Source organism: Prochlorococcus marinus XMU1404 (assembly GCF_017696175.1).
Lineage (GTDB): Bacteria > Cyanobacteriota > Cyanobacteriia > PCC-6307 > Cyanobiaceae > Prochlorococcus_A > Prochlorococcus_A marinus_X.
Window position 1 is genome coordinate 210,970 of the sequence record NZ_JAAORE010000003.1, and the last position, 15,809, is coordinate 226,778.

A 15,809-nucleotide genomic window follows, 5' to 3' on the forward strand; every position below is an offset into this window, starting at 1 on the left:
TTCAAATCAAATGTTGCATGGACTTCTTTGGTTACCATTACTTATAATCTTCATTTTATTAACTGCTCTGGGATGGTTAGAAAGAAGAAGGCAAAATCTTTTTAGGAACTGGGCTAATGGATCTGAACTTTGTAAGTTAGATAGTTCAAGCGCTGCGTCCCTAAAAGATGGGGAATTGAGATGGAGCGCATTTGAAGCTGGTACATTTGAAGATAAAGACAGTTTCATAATAAAGAAACTTGAATTGGTCGAATTAATGGCGCTAACTTCAGGAGAAGCTCCTCTAACAAGCGAGTCTCAAGGAAAGTGCAGGCTTAGACTGGTAGGTGATGGGAAAGAGATGGATGTGCCATTTTCAGATGCAGAGAAAGCGAGAGAATGGATGGACAAATTGATGGAAAAAGCTCGATGTGATTTGTGAATAACCAAAAAAAAACTAACAATAGAAACTTTTTATTTCTAATTTTATTTTTATTATCAACAAGCTTAGTAAGTCTAAAAACTTTAAAAAAGGTATATATTCAGGACATAAGGATCTCTGGTAGTAAATTTTTCTCAAAGAATGATTTAGTAAATAATTCATCTTTAAAATTTCCAATCCGCTTAATTTTTATTCAAGCTAAGGTTCTAGAAAAAGAATTAAAACAAAATTTATCGCTTAAAAATGTTTCGGTAAGTAGACAAATATTCCCTTTTGGTTTGGAAGTTCAAGTTAATACTAGAACCCCAATTGCTTACGGTGAAAGAATAATTAATAACGAAAAAATATTAGGTTTTATTGATCAAGATGGAATTTTTATCGATCAACAAAATGTAGACAAAAAAAATTTGGATAAAATAACCATAAAAGTTGTTGGATGGGAAGAAAAATTTAAAAGAACATTATCTGAAATTTTTATTACCCAAGAGAATTATGAATTTGAGTTAGTTAATATTACTTTTTCTCCCAATGGGTTTCTTACTATTGAGGAAAAAGATTTAAAAACAATCTTCCTTGGTTTTAATCCAAATTTAATAAGCTATCAATTACAAATAATCAATAACTTAAAAAATGAATTTAAGAAAAATAATTTTTCTGAAAAAATAGATAATATTGATCTTACTGATCCAAACAAACCAAAAATAAAAGTGTTCAAACCCTAATATTTGGGAATGGATTTTAAATAATTTTTTTTAATTAATGTAGTGTTGGTAAGGGTTTAGCATTTAAAACAAAATATTTATTAAATAAATATTTTAAGCATTTTCCTCAATAAATCCTACAGATGAGCTTAGTGAGTTCATAATGCACCCAATACTAGTATTAGATCCCTAATTAGAGATGAGCTTCGGTAACAATCCAAACTTTGATCAATCGAGAGAAATCCTTCCAAGTCAAAATGCCAAGATAGAAGTAATTGGCGTAGGTGGTGGTGGAAGCAACGCAGTAAACAGAATGATAGATAGTGATCTAGGAGGTGTATCTTTCCGAGTGCTTAATACTGATGCTCAAGCACTCTTACAATCATCAGCGGAAAGGAGAGTTCAATTAGGTCAAAATTTAACAAGAGGGCTCGGAGCAGGGGGAAATCCCAGTATCGGCCAAAAAGCAGCTGAAGAATCAAAAGAAGAGCTTCAACAAGCCTTAGATGCATCTGATTTGGTTTTTATAGCTGCAGGCATGGGTGGAGGTACAGGTACAGGAGCTGCTCCAGTTGTGGCTGAGGTCGCTAAGCAAAGTGGCGCTTTAACTGTAGGTATAGTTACTAAACCATTTTCTTTTGAAGGCAAAAGGAGAATGCGTCAAGCTGAGGAGGGTATTGCTAGATTAGCTGAAAATGTTGACACTTTAATTGTCATTCCCAATGATCGTTTAAAGGAAGTCGCTTCGGGTGCTTCTATTCAAGAGGCATTCAGGAATGCTGATGATGTTCTTCGAATGGGTGTAAAAGGTATAAGTGAAATCATCACCTGCCCTGGTCAAATTAATGTTGACTTTGCCGATGTAAGATCAGTTATGACTGAGGCAGGATCAGCCCTTCTTGGTATGGGTATAGGTTCTGGACGTTCTAGAGCTTTAGAGGCTGCTCAGGCTGCTATAAACAGTCCATTGCTTGAGGCAGGCAGGATAGATGGTGCTAAAGGATGTGTTGTAAATATCACTGGTGGAAAAGATTTGACACTAGATGATGTAAATGCAGTTGGAGAAGTTATTAGTGAGGTTGTTGATCAAGATGCAAATATCATCTTGGGTACAGCTATAAACGAATCAATGGAAGGTGAAGTACAAGTCACTATAATCGCAACTGGCTTCGACACCAATCAACCACTTAAGCAACAAAGACTTAAAAACAGATTATCAAATACTCCTCTTTATAATTTTTCTGATAACAAAGACAGTGGAGCAAATATTCCAGAATTCCTGAGATTAAGGCAAAATAAAAAAGATATAGAGTAATAGGTAAAATAAAGTGACTCGGTTATCTCGCCTGCCTCAAGCATCCCTTGTGGCTGCTACCTTCCGATCCTGACCAGGTTTGGGCGTTAAAACCGCGAAAGGCCGAGTCATCGCTATTTTAGCAATTTTTGATTAAAAAAGATACATAAATTTCTTATGTTACCTTCGGACCTCGTTAAGTATAAAGAAAAGTCCCAGAAAATCATTGCACTTACTGCTTGGGACTCTATATCGGGCTCTTTAGCAGAACAAGCTGATGTTGATCTTGTCTTGGTAGGAGATTCCTTAGCAATGGTTTGTTTGGGATACAAATCCACATTACCATTAACTTTAGAAAACATTATTTATCATACTAATGCTGTTTCGAGAGGTTTTACAAAGAAAATTGAAGACCAACCTTTGATAGTTACAGATATGCCTTTTCTTACTTACCAATGTGGAGAGGATAAAGCTGTAGAGTATGCAGGGAAAATTATTCAAAGCACTTACGCAAAAGCTGTAAAGGTAGAAGGGGCTGAACCGGAAATACAAAAAGTTATTTCTAGATTAATAAGAATGGGAATCCCTGTTATGGGTCATATAGGGCTTACACCACAAAGCTACTTAAATCTTGGATTTAAAAAACAAGGAGAAAGTTTAGAGAGCCAAGAAAAGATCATGAAAGAGGCTTCTATTCTTGAAAAATTAGGATGTTTTTCAATAGTTCTTGAACATATTCCTAAGTTGCTTGCTAAAGAAATACAGAATAAATTAAGAATTCCCACGATAGGCATCGGTGCAGGTAAATATTGCGATGGGCAAGTAAGAGTTACTGCAGATTTATTAGGCCTTAATGATGATCAACCACCATTTTGTCAACCGATTATCCAAGGAAAGAAATTACTTGAAGATAAATTAAAAGAATGGGTTAATTCTGAAAGATTTAACTAATAAATACCTTTTTATAGAAAAGGTTATTTCCCCAACAACGTAGTTTTTGTAATAGTTTATAAGGGCATTAATTATCTAGTAAGCGTTTCATTTTTTTTATTTATTATCAAAATATTCTTAAACTGAACTTTTAGTATCTTCAGCATCTTCAAATTCTCTTAGCAAACGGAAAGTTTTGGAAATTAAAGGGAAGATCCATACCAACAAACCCACTACTGTTATCAAAGCGACAAGAAAACCCAAAATTGCTAAGAATCCCCCTGTTACATCTCCTTCGTAGAAGCGATCAAGCCCAATGGGGGCACCCACCCCTAAAAGGAAAAGTCTAGTTAAGGCTTTTTTTTCTTTTTTTCTCAACATTAGGTTCAAACTAATTGCGTCTTATTTTAGAACAACTGTCAATGATTTTATAATTTATAAATTTGTTAGGCTTTTATAAAGAAACTTTTGAAGGAATTTATTTTATTATCTAAAATTCCCATAGAACAAGTGATCGCAGTGGGTTTAGCTTTAACGAAAAGGGTATGATTAGTCTTATTTAATTTTATCCCACCACTTAAACATAGAAATGAGAATTTGATTGCTCAGCTCCATTCCTTTTGGATCGCTTAAAAAGAATCTATTACCCTGTCTCATTAATAACCCACTTTTAAGAAATCTTTCCCATTCTTCAAGCAATTTACTAAAATAAATCTCAAATTTTTTGTTATCCCAGTTTTGTTCTTTTAAAACCTTATAAATATCTATACCCTCTTTGAGTCTCAATCCCAACATTATTTTCTCATCAATTTCTTTATAGATAAAATCACTATTAGTGAGGGATGAATCTAAACAAAATTCGTCTTGCCTAGTTACCCATTCTTTATATTCTTTACTAACTCTTGGTCTAGTTAACTTTCCCCCCCAAGGTGAACTAGTGGAACCTTGGCCAAAACTCCACCAGCCTAAACCACTCCAATAAACTCTATTATGTCTCGATTGATGCCTCGGCAGGCAATAGTTCGAAATTTCATATCTTGAATAACCTGAATTTTTCAAAATCAAATGAGTTAATTCACTATTTCTAAAAGCATCTTCATCACTTGGAAGTTGTAATTCCCCTAAATTAACTAATCTTTTAAAAACAGTTCCATTTTCAATATTTAAATCGTAAATAGATATGTGCGGTGGTGAAAATGTGAGGGTTTTTTTTAAGTCATCTTGCCATTCTTTCAATCCACTAAGTGGTAAATTTTGGATTAGATCTAAGCTCCAACTTTTTATTAACCCAGAACTATATACTTTTTTTAACCATAAACAAGATTTTTCAGCATCTTCTCTCAAATGCCTTCTTCCAGACTTTTGAAGTATCTGATTATTAAAACTTTGCACTCCTAGACTAAATCTATTTATCCCAGCATTTATAAATTCATAAAGATCATCTTGATTAAAACTTGCTGGATCTACTTCCATAGTAATTTCAGCACCATAGTCAACTCCATAATTTTCTTTAAAAAGATCAATTAATTCTTTGATTTGTTTGGGATCCAAAATTGAAGGTGTACCACCACCTACATAAATTGTCGAAAGAGGTGATTTATGTTTAATTGACAAAATTTCTTTATACAAAAAGTGCAAATAATCTTTAACAGTTTTACTTCCATAACCATTCAAAGTTTCAACTTTGTTTCCTAATGGAATGACTGCAAAATCACAATAAAAGCACCTTCTATGGCAAAAAGGGATATGTACATAAGCACTTCTTGGAAACTTATTCATAAATCTAAATACATTTTTAGAGCTCCAAAAATCTATTGAGGATCGGAAAAAATAAAATCCTTATTTACTCAATTAGTAAATCATTGTAGATTAGAGATATGACAGATATCTTAGTATTAATTTTATTTGTATTGTCTGGTGCTGCTTCAGGATGGCTTGGAGTTGATTTATTACCAGTAGACATACTAAAACAGGTGTCTAATGTTGAAGGTTTTAGAATAGTTTTAGCAATCATAGGTTTTTTTATAGGTTTAGCTGCTGGTTTCGTATTCTTACAACTTAGAAAAACTTTTCTTGATCAAATAAGAACAATGCCTACAGATCTACTAATTAGTAGGTCAGTTGGCTTAATTTTAGGATTACTAGTAGCGAACCTGCTTCTTGCTCCAATTCTATTAATTCCTTTCCCGAGAGAAGTATTTTTTGGAAAACCTTTAGCAGCCATCCTAAGCAATATTTTCTTTGGTGTCCTTGGATATAAGTTAGCAGATACACATGGCAGGACATTATTGAGATTATTTAATCCAAATAATACTGATGCATATCTTGTTAGTGAGGGAATACTCCCTGCTGCAAGTCCAAAAATTCTAGATACTAGTGTAATCATTGATGGAAGAATAAATGGTTTATTAAATTGCGGCTTGTTGGAGGGACAATTAATTGTTGCTCAAAGTGTAATAGATGAATTACAAACTTTAGCTGACTCAAGCAGTAATGAAAAAAGATCTAAGGGTAGAAGAGGTTTGAAGTTGTTAAAAGAATTAAGAGATTTATACGGTAGAAGACTAGTGATTAACCCAACAAAGTATGAAGGCAATGGGGTAGATGAAAAACTTTTGAAAATCACTGAAGATATGACAGGAACATTAATTACAGCCGATTATAATCTCTCCCAGATTGCAGAAGTTAAGGAATTAAAAGTTATGAATTTGAGTGATCTAGTTATTGCTCTAAGGCCAGAGGTTCAGCCAGGAGAATCCCTTAATATAAAAATCGTAAGAGAAGGCAAAGAAAAAATGCAAGGAATTGGATATCTAGATGACGGAACAATGGTTGTAATCGATGAAGCAAAAAATTTTGTAGGAAGCAGATTAGATGTTGTTATTACTGGAGCACTACAAACTCCTACTGGAAGAATGGTCTTTGGAAAACTATTAAATAATCCTGAGTCAAACAAATCTTTTAAATCACCAGCGACACAGGGCTAAATATAGCTAGAATCAAATAAATAATAATTTTGTGATACATATGACTGTATCTGCTCCTTATTACGGCGAAAACACCGTTATGAGGACTCCACCTCCTGATCTACCCTCTCTTTTACTGAAAGAGAGAATTGTTTATCTTGGTTTACCATTATTTTCAGATGATGATGCCAAAAGACAATTAGGCATGGATGTTACTGAACTAATCATTGCTCAGCTTCTTTATCTAGAGTTTGAGGATCCTGAAAAACCTATCTATTTTTATATAAACTCAACAGGGACAAGTTGGTACACTGGTGACGCAGTTGGTTTCGAAACAGAAGCCTTCGCTATCTGCGATACTATTAGCTACATCAAGCCACCAGTCCATACAATCTGTATTGGACAAGCTATGGGAACTGCTGCCGTTATCCTTTCATCTGGCACTAAGGGTCAAAGAGCTGCTCTTCCACACGCATCCATTGTTTTACATCAGCCCATAAGCGGAGCAAGAGGTCAAGCAACTGACATTCAAATAAGAGCTGAGGAAGTTTTAAAAAATAAAAAATCAATGTTAGAGATCTTATCTCGTAATACTGGTAAGACTATTAAAGAACTTTCTAAAGACTCAGATAGAATGAGTTATCTAAACCCCCAAGAAGCACTAGATTATGGAGTTATAGATAGAATACTTACGAGTCAAAAGGATTTACCAAATAAAATTTAACTTTCACAAACAAAACTTTTAAATTATGCCAATAGGAACTCCAAGCGTGCCTTACAGACTTCCAGGAAGTCAATACGAAAGATGGGTTGATATATATACAAGATTAGGTGTTGAAAGGATTCTTTTTCTAGGACAAGAAGTTAACGACGGGATCGCTAATAGTCTTGTTGCTCAAATGCTTTATCTTGATTCTGAAGATAATTCCAAACCTATTTATTTATATATAAATAGCCCTGGAGGCTCAGTGACAGCAGGTTTGGCTATATTCGACACTATCAAATACGTAAAAAGTGATGTAGTAACTATTTGTGTAGGTCTTGCAGCCTCAATGGGTGCATTCCTTTTAGCTGCTGGTACAAAAGGTAAAAGGGTTGCTTTGCCCCACAGCAGAATAATGATTCATCAACCTCTTGGAGGAACATCTCAACGTCAAGCTAGTGACATTGAAATAGAAGCCAAAGAAATTTTAAGAATTAAAGATATGTTAAATATGTCTATGGCTGATATGACAGGTCAATCATTCGAGAAAATTGAAAAAGATACTGATAGAGATTATTTTCTAAGCGCAGAAGAGGCAAAAAACTATGGCTTGATTGATAGAGTAATCACACATCCAAGCGAAGCAAATCAGTCTTAGATTTTCTAAATAATATTTTAATTTTCATTTTTAAATTAATAATTTATTGGTTTAATTACACGTTTAATGTCTAAAATACTAACTATTGAATGCTAAGAAGCCACAACTAATGACTCAACTCTTCTACGACACAGATGCAGATCTAAGCCTTTTAAATAATAAAACAATCGCGATAATTGGATACGGTTCACAAGGTCATGCACATGCCCTAAACCTCAAAGATAGTGGTATGGATGTAATTGTAGGACTATATGAAGGGAGTAAATCTGAAAGCAAAGCTATTAGCGATGGACTAGAAGTGTTTAATGTTTCTGAAGCTTGCGAAAAAGCAGACTGGATTATGATTCTCCTACCAGATGAGTTTCAGAAAGATGTTTACCTTAAAGAAATAGAACCAAACTTAAAAGAAGGAAAGATATTAAGTTTTGCTCATGGTTTCAATATAAGATTTGAACTAATCAAACCTCCTGGTTTTGTAGATGTCGTAATGATCGCGCCCAAAGGACCTGGACATACTGTTCGTTGGGAATATCAGAATGGTCAAGGCGTTCCTGCATTATTTGCAGTAGAACAGGATTTTTCTGGCAGCGCAAGATCACTAGCAATGGCTTACGCTAAAGGTATAGGAGGAACAAGAGCTGGGATACTTGAAACAAACTTCAAAGAAGAAACAGAAACTGATTTATTTGGAGAACAAGCAGTTTTATGTGGAGGTTTATCTGAACTTGTCAAATCAGGCTTCGAGACACTAGTAGAGGCAGGATATCAACCAGAACTTGCTTACTTCGAATGTCTACATGAAGTTAAACTAATTGTCGATTTAATGGTTAAGGGCGGCTTATCTCAAATGAGAGATTCCATTTCAAATACGGCAGAATATGGAGATTATGTAAGTGGAAAAAGACTTATTAATAGTGATACAAAGAAAGAAATGCAGAAAATTCTAAAAGATATTCAGGATGGAACTTTCGCTAAGAATTTTGTAGAAGAATGCGACAAAAATAAACCCTTAATGACAAAATTAAGAGAAGAGAATTCAAAACATGAAATTGAGAAAGTTGGCAAAGGTCTTCGCTCTATGTTTAGTTGGCTGAAATAAGATTATTTTTCATATTTCTTGGATCGATTGGTTTTGATTTATTAATCGGCGACCCAAGATACTTGATCCACCCTGTTCAAATAATTGGATTCTATATAAAAAAAATATCCGATTACTTTATAAATAATTTCAGGGGAAATAAAAAATTATTATTATGGGGAGGTTTCATTCTTGCACTATCCACCATTGGAATTAGTTTTAGTTTTGGGAAACTAATAGAACTTAGTTATATTCAATCCAAAAATAATTTTTTTAGTGGATTTTTAATTTTTCTTGGGCTTTCAAGTTGTCTAGCCACTAAAGGACTTATTTCAAGTGTAAAAGAGATTGCAGAGCTACTAGAAAAGAAAGAATTTGATAAGCGAAATGAAAGAATAATCAAAGAGAAAGTGCAAAGGATAGTAAGTAGGGATGTTAGCTCATCTTCGAAAGAACATCTTTTGAGATCGACTACAGAGAGTCTTACCGAAAATTCTGTTGATGGCATATTTGGACCATTATTTTGGATTTTCATTGGAATCATTTTAATGAAGTTTTCAATTTTCCTGCCTGGGCCTTTATCACTTGGTTTTACATATAAAGCGGTAAGCACTTTAGATTCAATGATTGGTTATAAATACGATTACTTTAGATATTTAGGTTTTATGAGTGCAAAAATCGAAGATGGTTTTACTTTCATACCTTCAAGATTAGTTTTAATTACATTACCTATAGTAAGTTTCAATTTTAAGGACTATTTATTAATCATTAAAAAAAGTTTTCTTGATGGTAAAAAGTATGAATCGCCTAATTCTGGAATTTCAGAGGCTGTTTTTGCATATATTGCCGGTATTAAATTAGGAGGAAAAAGTAAATATAAAAATGAAACTATTGAAAAACCAATAATCAATGAAAATGGGGCTATTTGCACAAGAAAGAAAATTAAATTAATTTGTCAACTAATATTGAAATTACAATTTTTATGGATAATTATTTTTATCTTAATTTTTTTTATAATTCCCTTTTAATTTATTAACAAATTTGTTTTAAAATATTTATAAAATATAAATTTTATGGAAGAAAAAAACTTACCAACAGAAAATCAAAATAATGATTTTACCAAGACATCAACAACAAATAATGAATACGCAAAGTGGGTAGATAACCAAGGAGGTGAAGTAAAGAATGTTTTCGGCTTTAATAGCAGTGCAGAGCTCGTGAATGGTAGAGCGGCTATGATCGGATTCCTAATGCTTATATTGACCGAGCTAGTTTTAAGTGGCAGACCTGTAACGTCTTCAATTTTTGGTATTAATTGAAAATGGTAGAAAAGAAAACTAATTCAATAAAAGTATTTTTATACATATCCGTATGGGTAATAATTTGGGGAACTCTAGGTTCACTTATAGATTATCCTCTTTATAAAAATAAAATTTATCTAGAAGGAAGCGTATATCAATTTCTCACTTTCACAATTACAGCGATAATTTCCATAGTATGCGCAAAATTTCTCTATAAAAAAATTGAGTTATAAAAACTTATACCTAAATTTTTTGATTATTTTAGCAGGTTCATTGTTTTCATTTGACTCATAAAGTATCCACTGATGTGTTTCAGTATCATGATCACAACCATAATTACTAGATAGATTATCGTAACCAAGTAGAGTTGAATGACAATATTGATCTGCTTCAAAAGCAGAGTCATAAGCTGTTAGAAAATATATCAAAAGTACAACGAGAAATAACAAAAAAAAGACCTGAAAAACTAAATTAACTACCTTCATAAGAATTTCTAAAATTTAAATATATCATCTCAAAAATTTTAATCTAAAAATACTTAACGACCAACATTAAAAACAAAGTCATGAAATTCTTGATTATTTAGATACAAGAGAACTAACAGAATTAAAATCATATTCAAACCTATTACTATTGATCCGAAAATATTTATTTGTTTTTTACCTGGTAAAGTGTAAGTAAATTTTTTGCCTTTAAGAAAAGAAGTCAACCCTTTTTTTTCTTTTTTTACATCTTTTATTTGGGTATTATTATTTACTTTATTATCAGAGAAACCTTTTACCATTGAAACTAAAATAAAAAATTTATTTTATTCCAAAAAAAGAATTTATTTAAATATTTAACAATTTTTAATCACATATGGAATCATAAATGAATTCTTCTCTTTAGAGAAATTTTTAAAAAAATAAGCTTCAATAAGTTCCGATTGCAACCCCAATAAACTAGATTGACATTTAAATTTATTTTGTTTAAAAACTGCTAATTGAAACTTCTCTATTTGGGAAACTAATTCCCTACATAATTGATTTTGCGAATTTACAATACATTCACTAGATTGCTTTAAAATCTTGGACTTTGTTGGTATTGTTTCTGCCATAAGTAAATTAGATGTTAATAAAAATTTGAGGCATAAAATTACTAAAAATTTCATTACTTATGTAAGAATGTAAATTTTGGGTTATCTTGTTAAATCTTGGTAAATTACCTAACAGTAATTTATTAAAATAAAAAAAAGATGCTCTACTAGAGCACCTTTGTTTTAAAGGAAGAATTAGATTAAAGAAAATTATCCTTGAACTCTATCCTTAAAAAGTTTACCGGCTGAGAATGTAGGCACTCTTTTAGCAGGTATTGCTATTTTTTCGCCTGTCTTAGGGTTTAATCCCTGTCTTGCAGAACGATCTCTTGGTTCAAAAGAACCAAATCCTAGTATGGAGACTTTTTTGCCTTCCACGACTGAATCAACAATAGTTTCAATAGTCGTATCAACTATTGAAGAGACAACAGTTTTTGTTTCTCCTGTTGCAGCGGACACCAGGTTTACTAAATCAGCTTTGTTCATTGAATTTTAGAGTAAAGCAGAGATTAAATAGACAAGAGTTTGAATCAAGACTAAAAACCTCGAACTTGTACATCATATGGATCAAATAGGAATCCGGCAACCGAAAATGATAGCGGCGCAAAGCTTTATACAAATTTTAGGGACATTTTTAGCTATATTTTTTTGTTTTATAGTCAATTATTTTATTGATCAATGGAATTAAATTAACATTTCCAAAATAGGCAAAACCATTGGAAATACTGAATTTAGCCTTTAAAAACCCAACTTTCCTCTTCAAAAGTAGTGAATTTTAAATGTAATGAAGTTATGAATTTGAACTATTTATTATTTTTTATTAATTTTCAGATATATTTTCTTCTCATCACATGAAAAACATAATTTGTATTTTGAAATCAAGAAAAATGTAGTTTGTAATGAGTAATCTTTATCTCTAAATCGTTTAATTAAATATCAGTTAAGATGAATGAATAACAACAACAGGTAAGAAAATTTATATTCTCCAAGATTTAATATATTTGATTAGTGAAGCCTTAAATTTGAGTTTTTTTTTTTAATTTTGCATATATTATTCAAATATCAGTAATTTAAATAAATTATCTCAATATTTAACTAATCAATGATAAAGAGAAAGTGATTCATCTCAATAAAGGCAAACCATTTCCTTTAGGGAGTTCTCTAACTTCACAAGGAGTTAATTTTTCCTTAATAGCCACAAATGCAGAATATATAGAAATCTTATTGTTTGAGAAAGACGACTCTATTTACCCAAAAAGTATATTCAAATTAGATCAGACTCATAATAAAGGTCCTTACTGGCATGCGGAAATAAAAAATCTAAATGAAGGTTGTATTTATGCTTTTAGAGTAAAACAAAAAAATAATGAAATTAATAATAACTATGAAAAAAAAGTATTACTTGATCCATGTTCGAGGGGTATTACCGGATGGGGAAGTTATAAAAGAGAAAATGCATTAAAAACGAAAGAAAATACTAATTCTTGTCTTAAAAGCGTTGTTTGCGACAGAAAATTATTTAATTTTAAGGATTATCCAAGACCGAAACATTCTTGGGAAGAAACAATTATTTATGAACTCCATATCAAAGCTTTCACTGAATCAACTGAAAAAGATGAAAGTTGTTTTAAGAAATTTTTAAAAAAAATTCCATATCTCAAAGAACTGGGTATTACAACAATTGAATTACTTCCAATTTTTTGTTTTGATCCTACTGATGCCCCAAATGGTCTAAAGAACTTTTGGGGTTATAGTCCAATCAATTGGTTTACTCCGCATTTTGAATATCTTTCGAATGAATCCGCCGAAAAGAATAGAGAGGAATTTAGAAGATTTGTAGAGGAATGTCATAAAGCAGATATTGAAGTCATCTTAGATGTTGTGTACAATCACACTTCCGAAGGTGATTCAAAAGGGCCAGCAATATCTTGGAAAGGTATAGATGAAAATCTTTATTACTTTATTGGAAAAGATAAAAATTATCAGGACGTCTCTGGATGTGGTAATACTATTGCGGCAAACAGAGGATTTGTTAGAAAACTAATAATTGAATCATTAAAATGTTGGGCGAGTGAATTAGGAGTTGATGGTTTTAGATTTGATTTGGGAATTGCCCTATCAAGAGGAGAAAATCTTTCGCCGCTTGATAATCCTCCAATTTTTGAAGACATAGAATGTGAGCCAGAACTTATTGATATCAAGTTCATAAGTGAGCCATGGGATTGTGGCGGTTTATATAAATTAGGTGATTTCCCATCTAAGAATACTTTCACTTGGAATGGTCATTTTAGAGATGACTTGCGGAGATTTTGGAAGGGGGATAAAGATACAGCTTGGAATATGAGCGATAAAATAAAAGGGACACCATCTATTTATAAAGAAGATAATATTTTCCCAAAATCAATAAATTTTATTACTTCACATGATGGATTCACTCTAAAAGATTTAGTAACTTTCAATAGAAAACATAATTTTGCGAATAGAGAACAAAATAGAGATGGTGATAACCATAACAATAGTTGGAATCATGGTATAGAGGGACCAACTACAAACTTATTAATTAATGATTTAAGGAAAAGACAACAAAAAAATCTCATTCTTAGTTTACTTATATCTAGAGGAGTTCCAATGATACTTATGGGTGATGAGATAGGAAGGTCACAAGGCGGTAACAATAATTCTTGGTGCCAAAATAATTTATTGGGCTGGATGAATTGGGAACAAGGTCAACAAGATAAGGAATTATTAGAATATTTTAAATACGTTATAAAAATCCGAAAAAAACTAATAAAAATTTTTAATCCATCATTCTTCCCTAATAGTCAATCCAATGAAAATATTCCAAGATATCATTGGCATGGAACAAAGTTAGATAGACCCGATTGGAGTAGTTGGTCTCACACAGTTGCCTTTAGCATTAACAAAGGCAGTACTAATCCGCTGGTCTGGATAGGTTTAAATGCATATTCAAAAAGTATCGATTTCTCCTTACCGAAATCTAAATATAATTGGTTAAAAGTTATTGACACTAGCATGTCTGAGATTTTTAAACCCTTAACTATTAATGAAAAATCTGTTTCAATAAAGAGTAGAAGCTCTTTATTAATCATTTCAGAAGAAGTATTTGGGACAAAAAACGATTTATTCTAAAAGCGGGCGGCGGGAATCGAACCCGCATCTTCAGCTTGGAAGGCTGAGGTTTTACCACTAAACCACGCCCGCATTAAGTAATAGAATTACCATTGCAATAATACATTATCAAACAATCAACAAAGTAAAAAGATTGGAAAATTCACACTCGAAAAAAAATATTACTAGATCAACAACAAGATTAATGTTCTCTTATGGGCTAGGAGATGCAGGCACAGGTTTAGTCGCGACGCAATTTGGTTTTTTTCTGTTCAGATTCTTTATTTCTGCTGGTTTACCAGTAATAATTGCAGGTTCATTATTAATGTTAATAAAGATATGGGACGCAGTAAATGATCCGTTAATTGGATGGTTAAGTGATCGAACCAAATCTAGATGGGGCCCTAGAATCCCTTGGATGGTAGCAGCATCTGTTCCTCTTGGTTTCTCTTTAGCTGCGATATGGTGGACACCCACTGGTTCCGTGCTAACCAAGACTATTTACTATGCCATAATTTCTATAGTCGTAATGACTGCTTATACAAGTATTAATCTTCCTTTTGCAGCTCTATCCACTGAAATTTCTGAAAAAACAGCAATAAGAACACGACTAAACGCATCTAGATTTACTGGCTCAATAATTGCAGGACTTACTGGTTTAATAATTGCTGGAGTTGTATTAGGTTCTGAAGGATCAGCAAATAATGAATATTTTTTAATGGGTAAAATAAGTGGATTTATTGCAGTTACTGCAACATTAATTTCTTGTTGGGGATTGGCTCCATTTGCAAAAAAAGCACGAAGGCCTTCAGGAAAAGTGGAAGCCATAACACTTCAATTTAAAAGAATCTTCAGAAATAAAAAATTTCTAAAAGTTATTACGCTTTATATTCTTCTCTGGTGCGCCTTACAATTGATGCAAACTGTAGCTTTAATTTATGTAGAAGATGTACTGAATGTACCAACATATATTGCGAAGTGGATCCCGATACCTTTCCAAATTAGCGCTTTAGTGGGTTTACAAATATGGACCAGAGTATCAAATAAATTGAATAGGATTTCAGCTTTGAACTATGGAGCGATGATTTGGATTCTTTCATGTACGGCAACTTTGTTTTTACCTCCTTTATATATGGTTTCAGGAGTTAGGGATAATTTATTTCTAAATTCAGGAAATATAATTTTGTTCATTCTTTTAATTTTCATAATCTGTCTTATTGGTATTGGAGCTTCAACTGCTTTTCTTATCCCTTGGTCACTACTTCCTGATGCGATAGATGAAGATCCAGAGAAGCCAGCAGGACTATATACTGCTTGGATGGTACTTATTCAGAAGATTGGAATCGCGTTTAGTGTTCAATTATTAGGATTTTTATTGTATTTATCTGGTTATCAATCATGCCTGGTTGATAAAGATGGTCTAAATATTATGGAACAATGCTACTCAGCACAATTAACTATTAGATTGTGTATTGGTTTTATACCCTCAATATTGGTAATAATTGGTCTTTTAATCATGAGAAAATGGGATCGAAAATTAATTACAAACTAAT

At 32.3% G+C, this 15,809-nt stretch carries 19 protein-coding genes, 1 tRNA gene and 1 other RNA gene; 13 read left to right on the forward strand and 8 right to left on the reverse strand.

Features of this window, described 5'->3' with window-relative positions:
• The first annotated feature begins 10 nt into the window (after positions 1-10).
• The 3 genes from HA144_RS07380 to ftsZ all read left to right on the forward strand — a co-directional run bounded on the left by HA144_RS07380 (position 11) and on the right by ftsZ (position 2,437).
• On the forward strand, positions 11-421 hold the full coding sequence (locus tag HA144_RS07380; RefSeq protein WP_209043438.1) for a hypothetical protein: 411 nt from the start codon (positions 11-13) through the stop codon (positions 419-421).
• Positions 418-1,143, forward strand: a complete 726-nt coding sequence (locus HA144_RS07385; RefSeq protein ID WP_209043439.1) for a cell division protein FtsQ/DivIB — start codon at positions 418-420, stop codon at positions 1,141-1,143. Before HA144_RS07380 ends, HA144_RS07385 begins: the two co-directional genes overlap by 4 nt.
• A gap of 178 nt (positions 1,144-1,321) precedes the next feature.
• A complete protein-coding gene (gene ftsZ / locus HA144_RS07390) occupies positions 1,322-2,437 on the forward strand; it encodes a cell division protein FtsZ (protein ID WP_209043440.1) in 1,116 nt (371 codons plus the stop codon).
• A gap of 12 nt (positions 2,438-2,449) precedes the next feature.
• Here the strand turns inward: ftsZ and ffs are convergent.
• Positions 2,450-2,546, reverse strand: an RNA gene (gene ffs / locus HA144_RS07395) — signal recognition particle sRNA small type.
• Positions 2,547-2,593: 47 nt separating this feature from the next.
• Between ffs and panB the strand changes: the two genes are divergently transcribed.
• Complete coding sequence (gene panB, locus HA144_RS07400; protein ID WP_209043441.1) at positions 2,594-3,367, forward strand: 3-methyl-2-oxobutanoate hydroxymethyltransferase; 774 nt, start codon at positions 2,594-2,596, stop codon at positions 3,365-3,367.
• A 117-nt stretch (positions 3,368-3,484) separates the two neighbouring features.
• Here panB and HA144_RS07405 read toward each other — a convergent pair whose 3' ends face one another.
• Together HA144_RS07405 and hemW are read right to left on the reverse strand one after the other, a co-directional pair.
• Complete coding sequence (locus tag HA144_RS07405; RefSeq protein ID WP_209043442.1) at positions 3,485-3,727, reverse strand: hypothetical protein; 243 nt, start codon at positions 3,725-3,727, stop codon at positions 3,485-3,487.
• A 174-nt stretch (positions 3,728-3,901) separates the two neighbouring features.
• Positions 3,902-5,125, reverse strand: a complete 1,224-nt coding sequence (hemW, locus tag HA144_RS07410) for a radical SAM family heme chaperone HemW (protein WP_209043443.1) — start codon at positions 5,123-5,125, stop codon at positions 3,902-3,904.
• Positions 5,126-5,223: 98 nt separating this feature from the next.
• On the opposite strand from hemW, the gene HA144_RS07415 reads away from it, so the two are divergent.
• The 7 genes from HA144_RS07415 to HA144_RS09530 all read left to right on the forward strand — a co-directional run bounded on the left by HA144_RS07415 (position 5,224) and on the right by HA144_RS09530 (position 10,285).
• A complete protein-coding gene (locus tag HA144_RS07415; RefSeq protein ID WP_209043444.1) occupies positions 5,224-6,333 on the forward strand; it encodes a PIN/TRAM domain-containing protein in 1,110 nt (369 codons plus the stop codon).
• A gap of 40 nt (positions 6,334-6,373) precedes the next feature.
• Complete coding sequence (locus HA144_RS07420) at positions 6,374-7,036, forward strand: ATP-dependent Clp protease proteolytic subunit (protein WP_209043445.1); 663 nt, start codon at positions 6,374-6,376, stop codon at positions 7,034-7,036.
• A 25-nt stretch (positions 7,037-7,061) separates the two neighbouring features.
• Entirely contained in the window at positions 7,062-7,673 is a 612-nt protein-coding gene (locus tag HA144_RS07425; RefSeq protein ID WP_209043446.1) for an ATP-dependent Clp protease proteolytic subunit, read from the forward strand.
• Between the two features lie 109 nt (positions 7,674-7,782).
• Entirely contained in the window at positions 7,783-8,772 is a 990-nt protein-coding gene (gene ilvC / locus HA144_RS07430; RefSeq protein WP_209043447.1) for a ketol-acid reductoisomerase, read from the forward strand.
• Entirely contained in the window at positions 8,760-9,779 is a 1,020-nt protein-coding gene (gene cbiB, locus HA144_RS07435) for an adenosylcobinamide-phosphate synthase CbiB (RefSeq protein WP_209043448.1), read from the forward strand. Before ilvC ends, cbiB begins: the two co-directional genes overlap by 13 nt.
• A gap of 45 nt (positions 9,780-9,824) precedes the next feature.
• Positions 9,825-10,070: a chlorophyll a/b-binding protein gene (locus tag HA144_RS07440; RefSeq protein ID WP_209043449.1), complete on the forward strand. Its 246-nt coding sequence runs from the start codon at positions 9,825-9,827 to the stop codon at positions 10,068-10,070.
• 2 nt (positions 10,071-10,072) lie between these two features.
• Complete coding sequence (locus tag HA144_RS09530) at positions 10,073-10,285, forward strand: hypothetical protein (protein ID WP_245152875.1); 213 nt, start codon at positions 10,073-10,075, stop codon at positions 10,283-10,285.
• On the opposite strand, the gene HA144_RS07445 is transcribed toward HA144_RS09530, so the two are convergent.
• The 4 genes from HA144_RS07445 to HA144_RS07460 form a co-directional block, all read right to left on the reverse strand.
• Positions 10,280-10,501 carry a hypothetical protein gene (locus tag HA144_RS07445; protein WP_306822821.1) on the reverse strand — a complete coding sequence of 74 codons (222 nt, stop codon included), beginning with the start codon at positions 10,499-10,501 and terminating at the stop codon, positions 10,280-10,282. The genes HA144_RS09530 and HA144_RS07445 overlap by 6 nt on opposite strands.
• An 89-nt stretch (positions 10,502-10,590) precedes the next feature.
• On the reverse strand, positions 10,591-10,836 hold the full coding sequence (locus HA144_RS07450) for a hypothetical protein (protein ID WP_209043451.1): 246 nt from the start codon (positions 10,834-10,836) through the stop codon (positions 10,591-10,593).
• Positions 10,837-10,890: 54 nt separating this feature from the next.
• Positions 10,891-11,148, reverse strand: a complete 258-nt coding sequence (locus HA144_RS07455; RefSeq protein WP_245152876.1) for a hypothetical protein — start codon at positions 11,146-11,148, stop codon at positions 10,891-10,893.
• A gap of 189 nt (positions 11,149-11,337) precedes the next feature.
• The gene (locus tag HA144_RS07460; protein ID WP_025930770.1) at positions 11,338-11,613 is read right to left on the reverse strand and encodes an HU family DNA-binding protein; all 276 of its coding nucleotides are present in this window, start codon (positions 11,611-11,613) and stop codon (positions 11,338-11,340) included.
• A 630-nt stretch (positions 11,614-12,243) separates the two neighbouring features.
• Between HA144_RS07460 and HA144_RS07465 the strand changes: the two genes are divergently transcribed.
• Entirely contained in the window at positions 12,244-14,277 is a 2,034-nt protein-coding gene (locus HA144_RS07465) for a glycogen debranching protein (RefSeq protein WP_209043453.1), read from the forward strand.
• A 1-nt stretch (position 14,278) separates the two neighbouring features.
• Here HA144_RS07465 and HA144_RS07470 read toward each other — a convergent pair.
• Positions 14,279-14,349 (reverse strand) — tRNA-Gly (locus HA144_RS07470).
• A gap of 112 nt (positions 14,350-14,461) precedes the next feature.
• Here HA144_RS07470 and HA144_RS07475 point away from each other — a divergent pair.
• Positions 14,462-15,808, forward strand: coding sequence for an MFS transporter (locus HA144_RS07475; protein WP_209043795.1), 1,347 nt, complete (start codon positions 14,462-14,464; stop codon positions 15,806-15,808).
• Position 15,809 lies beyond the last annotated feature (1 nt).